Below are 18736 nucleotides of genomic sequence, written 5' to 3'. Positions count from 1 at the left end.
GCCGGAGTGCAACTCAGCCCGCCTTCGCGAGCAGCGGCAGCTCGTCCAGGATCGTGTGCAGGCTCTGCTTGCCCGCCTGGTCCAGCGGAGCTGCGGGCAGCCGCACGGTGGCGTGCTCGATGAGGCCGCGCCGCACGAGCACCTCCTTGTGCACCGCCCACGCGATGCCGGACTGGAGTCCGAAGAGGACCAGCGGCAGCAGCCTCGCGAAGGCCGCGCGCGCCTGCTCCCGCTTGCCTGCCACGAAGTCGGCGAGGATCGGCGCGAGCAGGTCGGGGAACTCGCACGCCGGCATCGTGCCGACGGCACCCCGCGCGTACTCCTCCAGCACGAACTGCGCGTTCTGGCCGCCGAGCACCGCGACGTCCTCCGGCAGCGCGTCCACCACGGCCGCGACCTTCGGCGCCGTCGGCGGCGACTCGACCTTCACCGACGTGACCCGCTCCGGCTCGCACAGCTGCGCGACGAGCGCGGGCGGCATCGCGACCCCGGTGGCTCCCGGCGCGTCCTGCACCATGATCTCGGCCGAGGTGGCCGCCGCCAGTTCGCCGTAGAACTCCACGAGCTGTGCCGCACTGGGCTTGACCATGAACGGCGGCAGCACCATCAGTGCCTGCGCGCCCAGGTCCTCGGCGGCGCGGGCCTGCTCCAGCGCGGTCACCGTGGAGGTTCCGTTCACGCCGGCCACGACGGGTACCGCGCCCGCCACCACATCGGTGATGGTGCTGAGGATCCGCTCCCGCTCCGCGCCGGTGAGCGCGAAGCCCTCGCTGGCCATGCCGAACGTGGCGACCCCGTCCACGCCCGAGGCGAGCTGGAACTCGGTGAGCCTGGCGAGTCCGGCGAGGTCGAGCGAGCCGTCCTGGTCGAACGGGGTGGCGAGAATCGGCACGAGACCGTGCACGGTGTGGGGCATCTGTTCAGGACTCCTTGGCGAGCGCGGCCACGGCCTCGGCGTCGACCTCGACGCCGAGGCCCGGACCGGCGGGCAGGGACATGGCGGACGGTTCCACCGCGAGCTGACGGGCGAGGATCCGCTCGCCGACCCGCAGTGAGGTGGGCTGGTACTCGAAGGCGGGCAGGTCCTCCACGGCAGCGCTGACGTGGAGTCCCGCCGCGACCGCCACGCCAAGGCCCACCGAGTGGTGGGGCGCGACGGGCACGTGCTGGGCGGCGCAGACCTCGGCGATGGCCATCGCCTCGGTGATGCCGGTGCGGGCGACGTCGGGCTGCGCGATCCGCAGCGCGCGGGCGCCGGCCCACTGGGCGAACTCGAACCGGTTGCGCAGGGACTCGCCCACGGCGACCGGGATGGTGGCGCGGGCGACGAGCTCGGCGTGGGCGGCGACGTCCTCGGGAGCCAGCGGCGCCTCGAGGAACCAGCCGCCGCGCCGCGCGAGTCCGTCGGCCAGGCGCAGGGCCTGGTCGATCGGGTACGCCCAGTGCGCGTCCACGGCGACGCGCAGCTCGGGGGCGGACTCGCGGATCGCGTCGATGGTCGCGAGGTCGGCCTCGACGCCGTGGCCGAGGTGGAGCTTCACCGCCGTGGCGCCGCGATCGGCCCACTCGCGAGCGAGTTCGGCCCTGCCCGCGTCGTCGGGGCGGGGCAGGCCGGAGACGTAGGTGGGCACGCGCGTGCGGAACGCGCCGCCGAGCAGTTCGGCGACCGGGCGGCCGGCGAGCCTGCCCGCGAGGTCCCACAGCGCGATGTCCACGGCGGCGAGCGCGTCGGCCTGGTGCCCGACCAGGTGCCCGCGTTCGCGCATGAGGTCGCGCAGCCGTGACCACGCGGGCCGCGGCGCTCGCGCGTCGGACCCGATGAGCACGGGCGCGAGCAGCAGGTCCACCACCGCGGCCGGCACCTCGGGCGCGACGGGCGCGAGCGCCTCGCCCCAGCCGGTGGTGCCGTCCTCGGCGGTGAGGCGCACGAGCAGGGTCTCGTAGCGGTCGGAGTAGAGGCTGCGCCACGGCTCCCGCACGCGGTATCCGGCCTCGGGAGCGCTGCCATCGGCGAGGCGCCCGAGGTAGGCCTCCTCGGCCGGAAGCTTCAGAACGAACGTCTCTACCGCGCTGATTCTCATACGAGATGCTCTATCTGGTTGACTCCATGCATCATGTGGTTAAGACTTCCACATACTGCACAGGCAATGCAACAAACCGAGGAAGGGTGGCATGGCAGCCGATCAGGGGATGAACCAGAGCGTCGAGAAGGCGGCGGCCGTGCTGGCCACCTTCCTCGACGGCCGTGGCGACCTGCGGGTCTCCGACGTCGCGCAGCGCGCGGGTGTCGGCCAGTCGACGGCCTCCCGGCTGCTCGCGACGCTCGAACAGCTCGAGTACGTGGAGCGCGACGAGATCAGCTCGCTGTACCGGCTCGGCCCCGCGGTGATCTCGCTGGCGGGCGCCGCCGTGAACCAGCACCCGGTGCACCGCGAGGCGCGCCACCACGCGCAGAGCCTCGCGTGCTCACTCGGCCTCGGCGCCAACGTCGCCGTGCGGCGCGGGGCGTCGCTGTTCTACCTGTGCAACTTCGAGGGAAACCTCGCGCCCAAGTCCTACAGCCTGCTGGGCCAGCGCAACCCGTTGCACGCCACCGGGATCGGCAAGTGCCTGCTGCTCGGGCTCACCCCGGAGCAGCGCCGCGAGCTGCTGCCGGAGCTGCCGCGCTACACCCAGCACACGCTCATCACGCACGACCAGCTCGATGCCGAGCTGACGCAGGTCGCCGAGCGTGGCTACTCCGTGGAGCGCGAGGAGCTCGCGCTCGGACGCGCGTGCGTGTCCGCGCCGGTGCTCGACGGCACGGGCTCGGTGACGGCGGCGATCTCGATCTCCGGTCCACTCTCGGCGATCGACCTGCCCAACCGCGAGGAGGAACTGGGCCGCAAGGCCATCGAGGTGGCCGACTCGATCAGCATCGGTCTCGGCTACATCGGCCCGAGTCACCCGGTGAGCGCGGGAACGGGCCGATGACCGACGTCGTCGCCGCGGCGCTGGACTCGACCCCGGTGGTCGGGATCATCCGGCTGCCCGACGCGAGCGGTGCTGTGGCAGCGGCCGAGGCGCTGTGGCGGGGTGGTGTCCACGCCGTCGAGGTCACGCTCACCACGCGCGGCGCAGCCGACGCCATCCGCGCGCTGCGCGACCGCGAGCAGGGGCCGGGCGTGATCGGGGCCGGGTCCGTGCGCACCGAGGCCGATGCGCGCGAGGCCATCGCCGCGGGCGCACGGTTCCTGGTCACGCCGACGTTCCGGCCCGCGGTGCTCGACGCCGCGCGGGCCGAGGGCGTGCCCGTGATGTGCGGCGGGCTGACACCGACGGAGCTCGACTCCGCGGCGCAGGCCGGCGCCGACTACCTGAAGCTCTTCCCGGCGTCCGCCGTCGGACCCGGTTACCTGCGCGAGCTGCTCGCGCCCATGCCCGACCTCCGGATCATCCCGACCGGCGGCATCGGTGCCGACGACGTGGCCACGTGGGCCGCGGCGGGCGCGCACGCGGTGGCCGCCGGATCGGCGCTGGTCTCGGCCGAGCTCGTCGCCAGGCAGGACTGGGCGGAGCTCACCGCGCGAGCCGAACGGTTCGCGCGCTCCTGGCCGCGCTGACGCGGCCGGGGAAGTCCACAACGGAGTGAACATGATCGCCTTGCACCGCAAATCCAGGCGGGTGCTGGCAACGGCGGCCACCGCCGTGCTGCTCGCCGCCGCCTCCGCGTGCGGTCCGTCCACCGAGGACGGCAAGCTCGTGCTGGAGTTCCCGTCCTGGCAGGCCGACGACGAGTCGTTCTCGCCGTTCTGGCACGAGCTGATCGACGCCTACGAGGACGAACACCCAGACGTCGAGATCGACTTCTACCAGGTTCCCTTCGACAGCTTCGTCGCGCAGCAGACCACCCGGTTCGCGGCGGGCGATCCGCCGGACATCGTGCACCTGCCCTCCAGCAACGCCGTCGAATTCGCCGCGCGCGGCTGGCTCGCGCCGATCGACGACCGCCTCGCGGGCACCGACGTGCTCGAGGAGTGGACCCCGCTGCAGGAGCAGATGAAGTGGGACGGCCGCTACTACGGCCTGCTGCTGCTCGGCTACGGCTACGCGCTGTTCTACAACGAGCAGCTGCTGGCCGATGCGGGCGTGCCGGTGCCAGAGACGCCGGAGCAGCTGCTCACGGCCGCGCGGGCGGTGTCGGAGCAGCAGGGCGACTCGTTCGGCTTCGGCGCCACGACCGTGCAGAACCCGGACAACTACACCGAGCTGACGTCGTTCCTGGTCGGCAACGGCGGGTCGTGGTCGGAGCCGGACGGCCGCATCACCGCCGAGAGTGCGGACGCCCGCACGGCGCTGGAGCAGTACCGCCAGGTGCTGGCCACCGCGCCGGCGGGAATCCAGTCGCAGCAGCGCAACGAGCTTTTCCTCAACGGCCAGATCGCGATGCTCATCGACGGGCCGTTCCTGCTGTCCGAAGTGGATTCGGCTGCGCCCGAGGTGCGCGAGCACCTCAAGGTCACCGCGCCGCCGTTCGAGGTGGTCCCCGGAGGGGTCAGCAACAGCCTGCACCTCGCGGCGGGCTCGGAACCCGAGGTGGCCGACGCGGTGTGGGAGTTCGTGGAGCTGGCCTCGCAGCCGCGGTGGCAGGAGCGCTACACGCAGCTCACCGGAGTGCCCGCGCCGCGCGAGGGCTCGGTGACCGAGCAGGCGCTGAGCGAGACGCCCGAGCTGGAGCTCTTCGCGCGCCTGGCCGACGAGGCCGTGGACATCTTCCCCGAGTCGCCCCAGCTGCGGCGCAACTACGGTCGCGTCGGCGACGCCGTGGCCTCGGCCGCCATCCGGCTGCTCGCCACCGACCAGCCCGTCGAGCGGGTGGCGCAGTCCCTGCAGCGTGACCTCGAAGGAGTCGGCGATGACGACTGACGTGGGACTCACCGACGTGCGGACGCAGGGCCCGCCGAAGCGCAGGCGCACGCGCGCCCAGCGCGACCGGCTCTTCGCCTACGGCATGCTCACGCCGACGCTGGCCGCGGTCGGGCTGCTCATGGCCTACCCGATCTACATCGCGATCAACCTGAGCTTTCGTGGCGGCGAGATCGCCGACCTGCAGAACCTCGGCCAGTACCCGCTGACGCTCGGCAACTACGTCGACGTGATCACCGACCCGAAGCTGCTCGGCGACATCTGGCGCTCGATCGTCTACACCGTCGGCGTCGTGGTGCCCGCGTTCGCGATCGGTCTCGGGCTCGCGCTGCTGCTGAACAAGACGTTTCCGGGCAAGCGCATCGTGCGCCCGCTCGCGCTGCTGCCGTGGGCGGTGCCCGGCGTCGCTGTGGCCGCGGCGTTCAGCTGGATGCTCGACGGCTCGTTCGGCGTGATCAACTACCTGCTGCGCTCGGTGGGCCTGATCGACGCGAACGTCGCCTGGCTGGCCAACGCCGACACCGCGATGACCGCGGTGATCATCCCGACGGTGTGGAAGTTCTACCCGTTCTTCACGCTCGTGCTCGTGGCCGCGCTGCAGGCGATCCCCAGTGACCAGTACGAGGCGGCGCGCATCGACGGCGCCGGTCCCTGGCAGCAGTTCCGCTACGTCACCTGGCCCGCGCTGCGCGCCCCGTCCGCGCTGGCGATCGTGATCACCGGCGTCGGCGTGTTCCGCGAGTTCGACTTCATCTTCCCGTTGACGGGCGGTGGTCCCGACGACGCGACGACCACGCTGGCCGTGCGGATCTACAACGAGGCGTTCGAGTACTTCACCTTCGGCGCCTCGGCCGCGATCGGCGTCGTCACGATGGTCATCGCCGGTGCGCTCCTGCTCGCCGCGGGCCGCTCGGTGCGAGAGGGGATGAACTGATGAGCACGCTCACGCGCAAGCGCACGCCCCAGCAGTGGGGCCTGCTGGCGATCAGCATCGCGGTGCTGACGGTGCTGCTCTTCCCGGTCTACTGGATGGTCATGACCTCGGTGGTGCCGTCGAGGGAGCTGCTGACGTCGTCGCCACCGCTCGTGCCGCCCGCCGACTCGGCGAGCTTCGATGCCTACGGCGAGGTGCTGGAGAGCAGGCCGATCGGGCTGTGGCTATGGAACTCGACGCTGGTGACGCTGGGAACGGCGCTGATCTCCATCGTGATCAGCACGCTCGGCGGCTACAGCCTCTCGCGTTTTCGCACCAAGGCACAGCAGGCGATGGGCTTCACGTTGCTGTTCAGCCGCATGCTGCCGGGAACGCTGCTGATCATTCCCGTGTTCGTCATCTTCGCCTCGGCCGGGATGATCAACAACTTGTGGTCGGTGATCCTCGTGAACGTCGCGGCCACCGTGCCGTTCACGACGTGGCTGATGAAGGGCTTCGTCGACGGGATTCCCTCGGAGATCGAGGAAGCCGCGATGATCGACGGCTGCGGCAGGCTCCGCACGTTGTGGCAGGTGATCGTGCCGCTGCTGCGCCCCGGCCTGGCGACCACGTTCACCTACGCCTGCATCCTCGCGTGGGGTGACTTCCTGTTCGCCCGCACGCTGATGCCCAACCCGAGCGACTGGACCATCACCGTCGGCATCGCCTCGTTCATCGGCGAGTTCAGCGTGGACTGGAGCGGATTGATGGCAGCGGGCATCATGTCGATGGTGCCGATGTTGATCCTCTTCGTGTTCCTGGAGCCGTTCCTGGTCAAGGGAATGGCCTCGGGCTCGGTCAAGGGCTGACGCCGCGATGTGGGCGGTGCGGCTGAGCGCGCCCGGCACGCTCGAGCACGTCGACGTGCCCGAGCCCCGGGAGCTGTGCGAGGGCGAGGTGCTCGTCGCCCCGCGCCACGGCGGCATCTGCGGCAGCGACCTGCCGTACTTCCGCGCCGGTGGCAGGCTGGCCGGCGCCACTCCGCCGCACGGGTTCCCGCTGCACGAGATCACCGGCGAGGTCACCGAATCCCGCGATGCGGGGCTTCCGGTCGGTACCCACGTGGTCGGCTGGGCCTCTTCCTCGGACGGGCTGGCCGAGCTGGTGATCTCCGCCGGAGACGGGCTCTGCGCCGTGCCGCCGAGCCTGACGCTCGGGGCCGCGACCGTCGTCGCGCAGCCTCTCGCGTGCGTGCACTACGCCGTCGACCAGCTCGGTGACGTGCGCGGCAAGCGTGCCGCGGTGGTGGGCCTCGGGCCGATCGGGCTGCTGTTCGCGTGGGTCCTGCGGCAGCGCGGCGCGCACGTCACCGGCGTCGATCCCGTGGACCGCACCGCGCACGCCGCGGCGTTCGGGCTCGACGACGTGGTGGTGACGGGCAGCGCGGAGTGGGCACGCGAGCTGTCCGGTCCGCGGCCCGACGTGGTGATCGAGGCCGTCGGTCACCAGCGCGACACCCTGGCCGACGCGATCACCGCCGTTGCCGACCAGGGCGCGGTGTACTGCTTCGGGATCCCGTGCGCGGGGCCGTATCCGGTGGACCTGAACGCCGTGGTCCGGCGCAACCTCCGCCTGATCGGCGGGCTGACGCTCGACCGCAGGAGGGTGCTGGTCCGCGCGCTCGACGACCTGGTGCGCGAGCCCGCGCTCGCGCACCGGCTGGTGACCCACGTGGTCACCGATGTCGACGAGGCGTTCGCGCTCGCCTCCGAGCCGGGGCCGGGCCGGCTCAAGGTCGTGCTCGACCTAGCCGCTCCCGCGGCCTAGTTTGCCGCCGAGCTTGGCGATGTAGCCGGCGACCTCGTCCTCGGCGCGATCCGGCAGCCCGAACACCACCTCCGTGACCCCGAGCGAACGCCAGGTCTCCAGCTGCTCGTTGTCCGGCTTGCCCGCCAGCGCGACGACCTGCGGCTCTCCGGCACGGTCGGCGTCGCGCCAGGCCTTGCGCAGCAGGTCGATCTTGTCGCCGAGGTCGGTCTCCAGCGGTGTGGTGATCCAGCCGTCGGCGCAGCGCGCGATCCACGTGAACGTCCGCTCGGTGCCGCCCGCGCCGATCAGCACGGGGACGCCCGCTCCCTGAGCCGGTTTCGGCCATGCCCAGCTCGGTCCGAAGCGCACGAAGTCGCCGTCGTAGCTCGCCTCGTCGTGCTCCCACAGCGCCCGCATGGCATCGAGGTACTCGCGCAGCATCGTGCGGCGCTTGCCCGCGGGCACTCCGTGGTCGCTCAGCTCGTCGACGTTCCAGCCGAAGCCCGCACCCAGCACCACGCGGCCGCCGGAGAGATGGTCGAGCGAGGCGATGGACTTCGCCAGGGTGATGGGATCGTGTTCCACCGGCAGTGCGACCGCGGTCGCCAGCGTGATCCTGCTGGTCACCGACGCCGCCGTGGACAGCGCCACCCACGGGTCGAGCGTGCGCAGGTAGCGGTCGTCGGGCAGGCTCGCGTCGCCCGTCGTGGGGTGCGCCGCCTCGCGTTTCACGGGGATGTGGGTGTGTTCGGGCACGTAGAAGGAGTCGAACCCCGCGGCCTCCGCCGCCCGCGCGGCCGAGGCGGGGGTGATGCCGCGGTCGCTGGTGAACAACACGACGCCGTATCGCACGCTGGCTCCTCTCGTCGCCAGCATTAGAACACGTTCTAGTTCATCTTGTCAGCCCGCGAACGTGTCCCGGAACGCCGAGAGCGGCTGCCGTCCGGGGTGGTCGAGCACCGCGAACACCACGTGCGAGAAGCACCCGGCGAAGGGTCCGGCGAGCAGTTCGGCGAACGTCGTGGCCACCAGCCTCGGGTCGTTGCCGAACACGCCGCAGCCCCACGCGCCGAGCACCAGCCGCGAATGACCGTTGTGGTGGGCGACCGTGAGCACCTTCGCCGCGCGCTGTCGCAGAGCGGCCGGGATGAGCTCGAGCTGGTCCTCGTTCGCCGCCGAGGCGTTGGGAGCGGCCGAGGTGAGGAACGCGACCTGGTAGGGCTGGGCGAGCAGCGCGTGTTCGTCGTCGCGGAACACGGGAACGCCGGGGGAGTAGATGATCCGGTCGGTGTAGAGCGCGTCGCGATGCGCGCGGTGGTGGGAGTAGTAGCCGGGAGCCGCCTCGAGACAGGCGACCAGGCCCGAGGCCCTGGCCAGGCTCTCCTCCTGCGCGCGGGCTCCCGTGCGGTAGCCGCCGCCGGGCTTGCGGGCCGAGGCGAAGTTCAGGCATGCGGGCTCGTCGCGGCCGTCGTCGACGAGTTGCCGGGCGGCCGCGAGCGTGGAGCACTCCACGACCTCGATCTTGGCGGCCACATCGGGTTCCGGCTGAGGTGGCGCGGTGGTCTGTTCCGGCAGGTAGAGCCGGGTGCCGCGCACGGACTCGAACACGGCGGGGCTGATGTCCACGGTCGAGCCAGAGGCACTGGTGTAGCGGCCCGAGGCCACGATCCGGTCGGTCTGCTCGGCGATCGCCGCGAGCTGAGTCCGGTCCACCGGGCGACTCTAGCCAATCCGGTCACCGCTGTGGGCGGTTTACTTTCGACAGGGTCACCGCTGCCGATCGACAGCTGTTCACCTCTCGTCGCGTCGGCACGCTGGGCACATGGCATTGGTGACCGATCTGCTCGACTGGCTGCAGAGCCTTCCTCCCGCCGGCGTGACCCTGGGTGCGGGGCTGCTCGTGTTCGGCGAGTGCACTCTCGGGCTGGGCTTCATCACGCCGGGCGAGACCGGCCTGTTCATCCTGGGCACCACGGCGAGCACTCCGGCGAAGTTCCTGATCATGTGGCTGGTCACCACGGTCTGCGCGGTGGCTGGCGACTCCGTCGGCTACGCGCTGGGCAAGCGGTACGGGCCGAGGCTGCGGCAGACCAAGCTGGTGCGCAAGCACGGCGCCGAGGGCTGGGACAAGGCCACGGATCTGTTGCGCAGACGCGGATCCGGCGCGGTGCTGATCGCGATCTTCCTGCCGGTGCTGCGCACGCTCCTGCCCGCGGCCGCGGGTGCCTCGGGGATGGCGTACCGCACGTTCCTGCCCGCCGTGTCGGTCGGCGCAGCCGCGTGGTGCGCGCTCCACATCGGAATCGGCGCCGCGGCCGGCGAGGCGGCCAGGAAGGTCGAGAGCATCGTCGGTGCGGGCAGCTGGGTACTACTCGGCGCGATCGCGGTGGCCATCGTGACGGTTGTGCTGGTGAAGCGCAGGCGCGTCAGGGCCGCATCCCGCTGATCGACTTGCGGATCAGGTCGAACCACTCGTCGCGCACCCGCTGCTTGTCCTCCGGCGCGGTTCCCGAGAGCGCGAGCCCGGCGCCGCCGAGCATCCAGAAGAAGTACCGCGTGGTGCTCTCCGGCGCCGTGTGTGGGAGGTGGCCCGCCCGCATGAGCAGCTCCACGAAGCCCTTGACCAGTGCGAGCGCGTAGTCCTGTTCGTAGTCGTGCCAGCGGGCGAAGCCCAGCGCGGTCGGCGCCTCCTGCCAGCACAGTCGTCCGTAGACGGGCTCGCAGCAGTGGTCGAGGAACACGCCGAGCGCCGTCATCGCGGCCTCCAGCGGGTCGTCGATCCCGGCCGCCGCGGCGCCGACGTCCTCCATCGCGCGCGACTCCTGCGCGTCGATCACGGCCTCGAACAGTGCGAGCTTGCTGGCGAAGTGGTGGTACACCGCGCCGCGGGTCACCTGCGTCGCGGTGGCGACGTCCGCCAGCGACGTTCCGGTGTACCCGCGTTCGGCGAACAGCGCGGTCGCCTGTTCCAGCAGGGCGGCACGGGTCGCGTCCGAGTACATCTCCCGGCGGCTCTTGACAGGCGGCATACGCTGAGTCTAGCGACATACACAGAGTATGTGACCGACAGGGAGCACGCATGTCCGAGAGCACGCTGCCGGCCGAAGACGTTCCGTTGTTCAACCCGTTCGCCGAGGGCTTCGCCGAGAACCCGTATCCGCAATACGCGCTGCTGCGGGACCAGGCGCCGGTCCACGAGCACCCGCTCGGGTTCTGGGTCGTCTCCCGCTACGAGCACGTCTCGGCGCTGCTGCGCTCGGGTGCCTCGGTGGAGGACCGCAACATCACGCCCGGACCGCTGAGCGAACTGCAGCAGGCCGCCGGCGACTCGGCCTCCCTCGTCGAGGGTCTGTCCATGTTGGACCGTGACCCGCCCGATCACACGCGACTGCGCAAGCTCGTGTCCAAGGCGTTCACGCCACGGTCGGTGGAGGCGCTGAGGCCGAGGATCGAACAGCTCGTCGACGGGATGCTCGATGACATCGAGCGGCAGGGCGCCGTGGATCTGGTGCCCTCGCTGGCTTTCCCGCTGCCGTTCGCTGTGATCGCCGAGATGCTCGGCACACCGCCGACCGACCAGCTGCGCGTGCGGGAACTGAGCGGGCTCGTGGTCCGCTCGCTGGAACCCGTGGTGGACCCGGAGCTGCTGCGCGCCATCGACGAGGCCAACGACGAACTGACCGGACTCGTCGCCGACATGGTGGCGTGGAAACGGAAGAACCCGGCCGACGACCTGTTCACCGCGCTGGTCAACGCGGAGGAGGACGGCGACGTGCTCAGCGACGACGAGCTCGTCGCCCAGGTGCTGCTGCTCTACATCGCGGGCCACGAGACCACCGTGAACCTGCTCGCGGGCGGCACACTCGCGTTGCTGCGGGAGCGGGACCAGTACGCCGCGCTGGTGAACGATCGCGCGCTCGTGCCGAACGCGGTCGAGGAGTTGTTGCGCTACGACAGCCCGGTGCAGCAGAGCAGGCGGATCACGCTGGAGCCCACGACGATCGGTGGCGTCGAGATCCCCAAGGGCGCCTTCGTGATGGCGGTGCTCGCCTCGGCGAACCGCGACGAACGACGCTGGGGACCGGACGCGGACAGCCTTCGTGTGGACCGGGAGGGCGCGCGCCACCACGTGTCGTTCGGCGCGGGTGTGCACCACTGCCTCGGCGCGTCACTCGCCCGGTTGGAGGGCCACGTGGTGTTCGACCGGTTGGTGAGCCGTTTTCCCGAACTCGCCCTGGACGGCGAGGTGACGTGGAACGGCAGGATCAACCTGCGTGGCCCCGAGACGCTACCGGTGTCGGTGCGCTAGCGAGCACGCCCTGCACCTCCGAGAGCCGGGTCGGCCACTGCCTGGTGATCGCCTTCCATGCCTCCCGCAGGGGTGTGTCGTCGGCGAGTACCAGCACCGGGCCGTCGCCCCAGCGCGTCGCCACCACGGTGCCGGTTCGGTCCGGTTCGTCGGGACCCGGTGCGCCACCGGGAAGGAAGTCGATGGTCAGCGTGGCTTCCGTGCCCGCCACGTCGTCGGCCACACCGCGCATCGCCGCGTGGTATCCGCGCAGGCAGTTGCGCCTGCTCGGCTCGGTGGGCATCGGGCAGTCCGGATTGGCGGCGTTGTAGGCCTCCACCGATGCGAAACGTTCGGGAGTCACGGTCGGGAATCTTACCCTAACGTTAAGGAAAGGTAGCCGTAATCCAAGCATCTCGCGACGTGAGAACACGTCCATTTTAGACGATGCCTTTGCCGCACACGCTCCGCATCCGAGCCTGTACCGTTTGAGGATCAAGCGATGGGCGGAAGCGAGGTCGGCACGTGGGCGAGCACATGCGGATCGGCGAGGCCGCCGCCCGCACGGGACTGTCGATGCGCACGCTCCGCTACTACGAGGAAGTCGGGCTGGTCACGCCGTCGGCGCGCAGCCAGGGCGGCTTCCGCCTCTACGCCGAGTCCGACGTGGCGCGGTTGGAGCAGATCAAGCGCATGAAGCCGCTGGGCTTCCAGCTCGACGAGATGCGCGAGCTGCTCGAACTGCTCCACCCCGACTCCACGGCGCCGTTGACCGAGACCCAGCGCGAGCGGCTGCGGCAGTTCGGTGAGGCCGCCGAGCGGCGCTGCCGCGAGCTGCGTACCGAACTCGCCACGGCCGAGGAATTCGCCGCGGCCCTGCGCAGACGCCTCGACGTCGGTTCGACCGTGACGTGAGAGTAATGTCGGCGGGCGATGTCCATTCTCAGCGAGGCCGGCCGCAGGCGATCGTTCGCGGTGATCAGCCACCCCGACGCGGGCAAGTCCACCCTCACCGAGGCGCTCGCCCTGCACGCCAAGGTGATCAACGAGGCCGGGTCCGTGCACGGCAAGGGCGGCCGCCAGGGCGTGGTGTCGGACTGGATGGAGATGGAGAAGGCCCGCGGCATCTCGATCACCTCCGCCGCGCTGCAGTTCTCCTACGGCGACGCCGTGATCAACCTGCTCGACACCCCCGGCCACGCCGACTTCTCCGAGGACACCTACCGCGTGCTCTCGGCCGTCGACTCCGCGGTGATGCTGCTGGACGCGGCCAAGGGCCTCGAGCCGCAGACGCTCAAGCTCTTCGACGTCTGTCGGCACCGCGGCATCCCGGTGATCACCTTCATCAACAAGTGGGACCGGCCCGGCCAGGAGGCGCTGGCACTGTGTGACGAGCTGGTGGAGCGCATCGGCCTGCAGCCCATGCCGCTGACCTGGCCCGTCGGCGCGGCGGGGCACTTCCGCGGCGTGCTCGATTCCACCGACGGCGGCTTCATCCGCTACCAGCGCACCGACGGCGGGGCAAAGGCCGCGCCGGAGACCAGGCTCGACCCCGCCACGGCACTGGCCGAGGAGGGCGAGGACTGGGTGCGCGCGGGCGAGGAGCTGGAGCTGATCGCGGCCTCTGGCGGCGAGTTCGAGGCGCAGCGCTTCTTCGACGCCACGGCCACCCCGGTGCTCTTCGGCGCCGCGGTGCTGAACTTCGGCGTCCGGCACCTGCTCGACCTGCTGGTGGAACTGGCGCCCCGGCCCGATCCCCGCATCGACGCCGAGGGCGAGCCGAGGCCGCTGGACTCGGAGTTCTCGGCGTTCGTGTTCAAGGTGCAGACCGGTATGGACCCCGCGCACCGCGACCAGGTGGCGTTCGCCAGGGTGTGCTCCGGCGAGTTCGAGCGCGGCATGGTGGTCACCAACGCCACCACCAAACGACCGTTCGCCACCAAGTACGTGCAGCAGGTGTTCGGCCAACAGCGTTCCACTGTGGACACGGCTTTCCCGGGTGACGTGATCGGCCTGGTCAACGCCTCGGCGCTGCGGGTCGGTGACACGCTCTACTCGGGCAAGCCGCCGGTGCGCTACCCCGGGCTGCCGAGCTTCGCGCCCGCCCACTTCGCCGTGGCGCGGCCCGCCGACCTGAGCAGGGCGAAGCAGTTCCGCAAGGGCGTCGACCAGCTCGCCGCCGAGGGCGTGGTGCAGTTGCTCAAGTCCGACCTGCGCGGCGACGCCTCGCCGGTGTTCGCCGCGGTGGGGCCGATGCAGTTCGAGGTGGCCGCCCACCGCATGGAGTTCGAGTTCTCCTCGCCGGTGAAGCTCGACCGGTTGCCCTACAGTGCGGTGCGCCGACTGGCCGATCCCGCGCAGCGTTCCATCGTCGACTCCGGCAGGCGCAGCGAGGTGCTCACCAGGGGCGATGGCGTCGATCTCGCGCTGTTCGAGGACGAGATGAGCATGCGCATCCTGGTCAGGCAGAACCCCGAGCTGGCACTGGAGCCGCTCGTCGCCGAGGGCTGAGCGGCCGCTACTCGCGGCCGCGCACGATCGTCGGCTCGTCCTCGTCGTCCAGGGCGACGATCACCACCGGGGTGGCGGGCGGCCGCTCGTCGGTTCGCTGCTCGCGTTCTGGCGCTGTCGTGCTCTCCATGCCGGGATATATCGCCGCGAGCCCGTCCGGTGTTGCCTCCGAGGGCGTCGACCCCGCGCGGGCCGTGGCCGAAGCTCGGGTGATGGCGCGAGCAGCTGGACCTACGCCGAGCCGCACGAACGCTGCCGACATCTGGCAGGGGGCCTGACCACGCTCGCGCGCGGCAGACCGGTCGCGACCCCCGCTGACTTGACGCCGATGTAACACCTCCGCTCACTCCCACGTCTTTGTGACTGCGGTTCACGCCTGGGGGAGCGACAGCCGAGCCGGACAAGGGGGCTTTCGCGCAGAGGAGGACCCACGATGCGACTGAGACGTTCCCGATTACTTCTGGCCAGTGTGGCCACGGGGACCACACTGGCCATGACCGTCGCCGTGCCCGCCGTCGGGCAGGCGCACTGGCGGGACGGTCCGAAAACGACGACGATCGCCCGCGGTCTCGACAATCCGCGCGGCCTGACGTTCGGCCCCGACGGTTCGCTCTACGTCGCTGAGGCGGGCCGCGGCGGAGCGGGCCCGTGTCTGACCGGGCCGGAAGGCGAGCAGGTCTGCTACGGCACCAGCGGCGCCATCACCAAGATCCGCCACGGCAAACAGCGCTCCGTGATCTCCGGCCTGCCCTCGCTGGCAGAGCCGTCCGGTGGGTCCGCGATCGGCCCCTCGGACGTGTCGTTCGACCGCAACGGCAAGCTCTACTTCACCGTCGGTCTCGGCGCGGATCCCGCGGTGCGCGACCAACTGCCGAAGCTCGGCAGGCAGGCACTGGGCTGGCTGCTGAAGGAGAAGGGCAGGCACTCCTGGCGCCAGGTCGCCGACATCGCCGGGTTCGAGGCCAGGGCCAACCCCGACGGCGGGCTCCAGGACAGCAACCCGAACTCGGTGCTGGCCACCAGGCACGGTCAGTACGTTGTGGACTCCGGTGGAAACTCGCTGGTGTTCGTCTCCCATCGCGGCAAGGTCTCGACGGTCGCGACGTTCGGCGAGCGCATGGTTCCCCCGCCCCCGAGCCTGGGGCTACCGCCGGGCACGAAGATCCCGATGCAGTCCGTGCCGACGACGGTCACGCGCGGCCCCGACGGCGCGCTGTACGTGGGCGAGCTGACCGGGTTCCCGTTCCAGGTCGGTGCCGCGCGGGTGTTCCGCGTGGTTCCTGGCCACGCGCCCAAGGTCGTCGCGACGGGATTCACCAACATCATCGACATCGACTTCGACCGCGCGGGCAGGCTGTTCGTGCTGGAGATCGCCCGCAACGGACTGCTCTCGGGCGACCCTGAGGGCGCGCTGCTGCGTGTGAAGCACGGCAAGCCGAAGCTCGTCCTCGCCAAGGGCCTCAACATGCCGGCCGGGCTCACGCTGAAACACGGCTCGGCCTACGTCTCCAACTGCGGTGTCTGTGCGGGCACCGGAACGATCGAGAAGATCTCGCTGCCGCGTTAGCGGTGAGTTGCCCCGCCCGTCGCCGATCAAGGGCGCCCGGCCACCCGTCGCCACCCCGCGACGTCGGGTGATCGCCCGGATCGGCGGCGGGCCTTCCCGTTTCGGGGCACCATGAACCGATGGACAGACGAATCCAGATCGCCGTGGACTGCGCGGATCCCGGCCGGCTCGCGCGGTTCTGGGCGCAGGCGCTCGGCTACGAGGTGGAGACCGCGCCGGAGGGCTTCGCGAGCTGGCACGAGTTCTCCCTCGAGTACGGTGCGCCGGGGGAAGGCTGGAGCGCGGTGGTCGACCCGGCGGGCGTCGGGCCCCGCGTGCTGTTCCACAGCGTTCCCGAGGTCAAGACCGGCAAGAACAGGTGGCACCTCGACGTGCGGATCGGCAGGGCCAACGTCGATGCCGAGGTGGTCCGCCTCGGCGCGCTCGGGGCGAGCCACCTGCGCACGGTGGCCGACGAGTCCGACTACTACGCCGTACTGCGTGATCCCGAGGGCAACGAGTTCTGCGTCTGCTGACGTCGAAGCACGGCCGCCAGCGTGCCGTCCACGACCGTCAGTGCGGCCATGCCCGCTGCGGGAGCGGCCTGGTTCTCGCGGCGGTAGTGGTTCGCTATCACCAGGTTGAGTCCCGTCCTGACGGCGAGCCACGCCCAGTGCGGCCTGCGGCGCAACAGTCCGGGCGCCAGCGCCAGATCGGCCGCGCCGACCGCGCGGGCGAACCGGGGATGCTCGCCGAGGCGGAGCACCTCGGCGCTGCGGCGCGGAGCCGCCGTCAGCGCGACGCCCATCGCCAGTGTCACCGCGCCCACGGCGTTGGCCAGCCGATCCGGGTTCATCGGGCAGCTCCCTGTGGTCGTGGCACGGTGTCGAGGAAACGGGCCAGCTCGTCGTAGGCGTCATCGTCCTGCGTTCGCAGTGTCGCCGTGTCTCCACCGGCGAACCGCAGTGCGACCTTACCGCCGCCGGTGAGGTAGCTCTTGCGCTCGCCGCCCAGCATGGTCGCCATCGGCAGCCAGCGTGCGCCGGGCCTGTCGATCAGCTGCGCGGTGCCGTGCCGGAGCAGCCGCGCGATTCGCTTGCGTCGCGCGGATTCCGACCGGCCCACCGCGCCCGCCAGGTGCCGGCTCGCCGTGAGCGGCACCAGCAGCAGACCGTCGTCGTGTATTAGCACGTCCCAGTTCCGTTTGAACGCCACCACTTCCGGCGCCACGCCCACCACGACGTGCATGCGGCCGACTTCTCCGTGCGAACCGGCGGATCCACGCCCGAAGTCCAGCGGTACACCCATCACCGTGAGCCGCTGTGCCAGCCGGGGAACCGACTCCGGGTCGCGTACCGCAGGCGTCACCAGCCTGGCGACGTCCAGCACACCCTCCGGCCCGGTCACCACCCAGCCTCTGCCCCAGTCGAGCTCGTGGTGCACGCGGCGCTGGGCCAACAGAGCGCACACGACGACGTCGCCGAGCAGCACGGCCAGCCGCTCGCGCGCCGAGTGCCGGAGCAGCTCGGGATCGGCGCTTTCGTCGAGCAACGGGCGCATCAGCCGGTCGATCCGGCCGTGCTGGACGGCGGTGAGCAGCTCGCCCAGCGTCCCGTTCGGTGCAACGCCGGACTCGCGGCCCGCCCTCGCGAGCAGTGCGGCTCCGCGGGTGGCGCTTGTCGCGCCCGACAGCTGCACGATCTCACCCCACGTCGTCCTCGGCCCCGGCTCGGCCTTGAAGTAGAGCCGTTCCTCGGCCACGGGGATCGTGCGGGCGGGGTCGGTCAGCACCGTCCACGCCGGACGCGGATCGGGTCGTGCCGGGGCCTCCGGCAGCGTGGCGATCCGCTCGATCCGCTGGCGGGCGCTGCGATGGCCGTCGAACCGCGAGCCGGGCCGGGTGCCGAGCGCGGTCGGCTCCAGCTCCGTCACCAGCCGCCGCTGCGCCGGATGTCCGAGGAACAGGCGAAATCCCAGCAGGACGTCCGGCGTGCGTTCGGCCAGAGGCGGCAGCCTGAGGAACCGGTCGCCGTAGGACTGCCACAGCGGTCGCAGGGTGGTGGTCTTGCGCAGGGCACTCGTCGCGATGGCGCGGCCTGCCGCCGCCACCGAGTACTCGTCCGCCCGCAGTTCCTGAGCACGGTTGGGCGAGCGCGACACCACGGCGTAGACCCACGCGTAGGCACCGAGGATCCAGCGAGTGGGTCCTCTGTCCACACGCGACACGATGAGTCTCAGTGTCTCGGCGCCGCGGTAGCTCACGGCGAGCAGTCCAGGTCGAGCCCCCGCGTAGTGACCGAGCTCGTGGGCGAGTACGCAGCGCAGCTCGGCGACGTCGAGCCCGGCCAGCAGTGGGAGCCCGATGACCAGATACCGCCTGCCCTGCCGCAGTCCCAGAACTCTCGCGTCGTCCCGCACGGCGGCCTCGACCTCACCCACCAGCACGATCACGTCCGGTGGCCGGGTGCGCGCCCGCGCCGCGAGCTCGTCGACGAGCCGCCACAGCGCGGGATGTGCCTGCCGCGTCAGCGCCGGGCCCTTCGGTGCGGGCAGCCGGGTGCGCAGTGCCCGCACGAGCGCGAGTCCGAGCACCAGCAGCGCGGCCAGCGACAGGATCGCGACCACGAGCCCGGTGCGGTGTCCGATCGCGACACCCGCGAGCACCCCGCCGAGTCCCGGCGCGAGCACGACCACCGGGAACAGCACCAGCGACAGCACCGCGAGCCCGCCGCGAACGGATCCCCTCACGACGGACTCGCCTCGG

At 71.1% G+C, this 18736-nt stretch carries 21 protein-coding genes; 12 read left to right on the top strand and 9 right to left on the bottom strand.

Features of this window, described 5'->3' with window-relative positions; translation table 11 throughout:
* Nucleotides 1-13: 13 nt before the first annotated feature.
* Both JHE00_RS08140 and JHE00_RS08135 read right to left on the bottom strand, forming a co-directional pair.
* The gene (locus tag JHE00_RS08140; RefSeq protein ID WP_200316585.1) at nucleotides 14-916 is read right to left on the bottom strand and encodes a dihydrodipicolinate synthase family protein; all 903 of its coding nucleotides are present in this window, start codon (nucleotides 914-916) and stop codon (nucleotides 14-16) included.
* A 4-nt stretch (nucleotides 917-920) separates the two neighbouring features.
* On the bottom strand, nucleotides 921-2081 hold the full coding sequence (locus tag JHE00_RS08135) for a mandelate racemase/muconate lactonizing enzyme family protein (protein ID WP_200316583.1): 1161 nt from the start codon (nucleotides 2079-2081) through the stop codon (nucleotides 921-923).
* 91 nt (nucleotides 2082-2172) lie between these two features.
* On the opposite strand from JHE00_RS08135, the gene JHE00_RS08130 reads away from it, so the two are divergent.
* The 6 genes from JHE00_RS08130 to JHE00_RS08105 are packed head-to-tail and all read left to right on the top strand — an operon-like array spanning nucleotide 2173 to nucleotide 7645.
* The gene (locus JHE00_RS08130) at nucleotides 2173-2973 is read left to right on the top strand and encodes an IclR family transcriptional regulator (RefSeq protein ID WP_200316581.1); all 801 of its coding nucleotides are present in this window, start codon (nucleotides 2173-2175) and stop codon (nucleotides 2971-2973) included.
* The gene (locus tag JHE00_RS08125) at nucleotides 2970-3602 is read left to right on the top strand and encodes a bifunctional 4-hydroxy-2-oxoglutarate aldolase/2-dehydro-3-deoxy-phosphogluconate aldolase (protein WP_200316578.1); all 633 of its coding nucleotides are present in this window, start codon (nucleotides 2970-2972) and stop codon (nucleotides 3600-3602) included. The genes JHE00_RS08130 and JHE00_RS08125 overlap by 4 nt, the downstream gene beginning before the upstream one ends.
* 31 nt (nucleotides 3603-3633) lie before the next feature.
* Nucleotides 3634-4905, top strand: a complete 1272-nt coding sequence (locus JHE00_RS08120) for an ABC transporter substrate-binding protein (protein ID WP_200316576.1) — start codon at nucleotides 3634-3636, stop codon at nucleotides 4903-4905.
* On the top strand, nucleotides 4895-5839 hold the full coding sequence (locus tag JHE00_RS08115) for a carbohydrate ABC transporter permease (protein WP_200316567.1): 945 nt from the start codon (nucleotides 4895-4897) through the stop codon (nucleotides 5837-5839). The genes JHE00_RS08120 and JHE00_RS08115 overlap by 11 nt, the downstream gene beginning before the upstream one ends.
* A complete protein-coding gene (locus tag JHE00_RS08110) occupies nucleotides 5839-6687 on the top strand; it encodes a carbohydrate ABC transporter permease (RefSeq protein ID WP_200316564.1) in 849 nt (282 codons plus the stop codon). The genes JHE00_RS08115 and JHE00_RS08110 overlap by 1 nt, the downstream gene beginning before the upstream one ends.
* Before the next feature lie 16 nt (nucleotides 6688-6703).
* Complete coding sequence (locus JHE00_RS08105) at nucleotides 6704-7645, top strand: zinc-dependent alcohol dehydrogenase (protein ID WP_200316562.1); 942 nt, start codon at nucleotides 6704-6706, stop codon at nucleotides 7643-7645.
* Here JHE00_RS08105 and JHE00_RS08100 read toward each other — a convergent pair.
* Both JHE00_RS08100 and JHE00_RS08095 read right to left on the bottom strand, forming a co-directional pair.
* Nucleotides 7625-8479 carry an LLM class F420-dependent oxidoreductase gene (locus tag JHE00_RS08100; protein WP_200316560.1) on the bottom strand — a complete coding sequence of 285 codons (855 nt, stop codon included), beginning with the start codon at nucleotides 8477-8479 and terminating at the stop codon, nucleotides 7625-7627. The two genes, JHE00_RS08105 and JHE00_RS08100, sit on opposite strands and share 21 nt — an antisense overlap.
* Nucleotides 8480-8527: 48 nt before the next feature.
* Nucleotides 8528-9340 (bottom strand): TIGR02452 family protein, encoded by an 813-nt coding sequence (locus JHE00_RS08095; RefSeq protein WP_200316558.1) that lies wholly within the window; start codon nucleotides 9338-9340, stop codon nucleotides 8528-8530.
* Between the two features lie 109 nt (nucleotides 9341-9449).
* Between JHE00_RS08095 and JHE00_RS08090 the strand changes: the two genes are divergently transcribed.
* Complete coding sequence (locus JHE00_RS08090; protein WP_200316556.1) at nucleotides 9450-10073, top strand: DedA family protein; 624 nt, start codon at nucleotides 9450-9452, stop codon at nucleotides 10071-10073.
* On the opposite strand, the gene JHE00_RS08085 is transcribed toward JHE00_RS08090, so the two are convergent.
* A complete protein-coding gene (locus JHE00_RS08085; RefSeq protein WP_200316554.1) occupies nucleotides 10054-10656 on the bottom strand; it encodes a TetR/AcrR family transcriptional regulator in 603 nt (200 codons plus the stop codon). The genes JHE00_RS08090 and JHE00_RS08085 overlap by 20 nt on opposite strands.
* A 50-nt stretch (nucleotides 10657-10706) precedes the next feature.
* Between JHE00_RS08085 and JHE00_RS08080 the strand changes: the two genes are divergently transcribed.
* Nucleotides 10707-11936 (top strand): cytochrome P450, encoded by a 1230-nt coding sequence (locus JHE00_RS08080; protein WP_200316552.1) that lies wholly within the window; start codon nucleotides 10707-10709, stop codon nucleotides 11934-11936.
* Here JHE00_RS08080 and JHE00_RS08075 read toward each other — a convergent pair.
* Nucleotides 11893-12279: a hypothetical protein gene (locus JHE00_RS08075; RefSeq protein ID WP_200316550.1), complete on the bottom strand. Its 387-nt coding sequence runs from the start codon at nucleotides 12277-12279 to the stop codon at nucleotides 11893-11895. The two genes, JHE00_RS08080 and JHE00_RS08075, sit on opposite strands and share 44 nt — an antisense overlap.
* Nucleotides 12280-12452: 173 nt before the next feature.
* Between JHE00_RS08075 and JHE00_RS08070 the strand changes: the two genes are divergently transcribed.
* Together JHE00_RS08070 and JHE00_RS08065 are read left to right on the top strand one after the other, a co-directional pair.
* The gene (locus tag JHE00_RS08070; protein WP_200318255.1) at nucleotides 12453-12830 is read left to right on the top strand and encodes a MerR family transcriptional regulator; all 378 of its coding nucleotides are present in this window, start codon (nucleotides 12453-12455) and stop codon (nucleotides 12828-12830) included.
* An 18-nt stretch (nucleotides 12831-12848) separates the two neighbouring features.
* Nucleotides 12849-14426: a peptide chain release factor 3 gene (locus tag JHE00_RS08065; RefSeq protein WP_200316548.1), complete on the top strand. Its 1578-nt coding sequence runs from the start codon at nucleotides 12849-12851 to the stop codon at nucleotides 14424-14426.
* Nucleotides 14427-14433: 7 nt separating this feature from the next.
* Here the strand turns inward: JHE00_RS08065 and JHE00_RS35535 are convergent, their stop codons facing one another.
* Complete coding sequence (locus tag JHE00_RS35535; RefSeq protein ID WP_268958247.1) at nucleotides 14434-14556, bottom strand: hypothetical protein; 123 nt, start codon at nucleotides 14554-14556, stop codon at nucleotides 14434-14436.
* A gap of 303 nt (nucleotides 14557-14859) precedes the next feature.
* Here JHE00_RS35535 and JHE00_RS08060 point away from each other — a divergent pair, with 303 nt between their 5' ends.
* Both JHE00_RS08060 and JHE00_RS08055 read left to right on the top strand, forming a co-directional pair.
* A complete protein-coding gene (locus JHE00_RS08060; RefSeq protein WP_230423165.1) occupies nucleotides 14860-15993 on the top strand; it encodes a ScyD/ScyE family protein in 1134 nt (377 codons plus the stop codon).
* 119 nt (nucleotides 15994-16112) lie between these two features.
* Nucleotides 16113-16508, top strand: a complete 396-nt coding sequence (locus JHE00_RS08055; protein WP_200316546.1) for a VOC family protein — start codon at nucleotides 16113-16115, stop codon at nucleotides 16506-16508.
* Here the strand turns inward: JHE00_RS08055 and JHE00_RS08050 are convergent.
* Nucleotides 16460-16828 (bottom strand): hypothetical protein, encoded by a 369-nt coding sequence (locus JHE00_RS08050; protein WP_200316544.1) that lies wholly within the window; start codon nucleotides 16826-16828, stop codon nucleotides 16460-16462. The two genes, JHE00_RS08055 and JHE00_RS08050, sit on opposite strands and share 49 nt — an antisense overlap.
* On the bottom strand, nucleotides 16825-18720 hold the full coding sequence (locus JHE00_RS08045) for a M48 family metallopeptidase (RefSeq protein ID WP_200316542.1): 1896 nt from the start codon (nucleotides 18718-18720) through the stop codon (nucleotides 16825-16827). Before JHE00_RS08045 ends, JHE00_RS08050 begins: the two co-directional genes overlap by 4 nt.
* Between the last annotated feature and the right edge of the window lie 16 nt (nucleotides 18721-18736).

Source organism: Prauserella cavernicola, from assembly GCF_016595675.1.
In the GTDB taxonomy this organism is placed as follows: domain Bacteria; phylum Actinomycetota; class Actinomycetes; order Mycobacteriales; family Pseudonocardiaceae; genus Prauserella_A; species Prauserella_A cavernicola.
The sequence above is the reverse complement of the archived record's forward strand: the minus strand, read 5'-3'. Positions and strand labels throughout refer to the sequence as shown.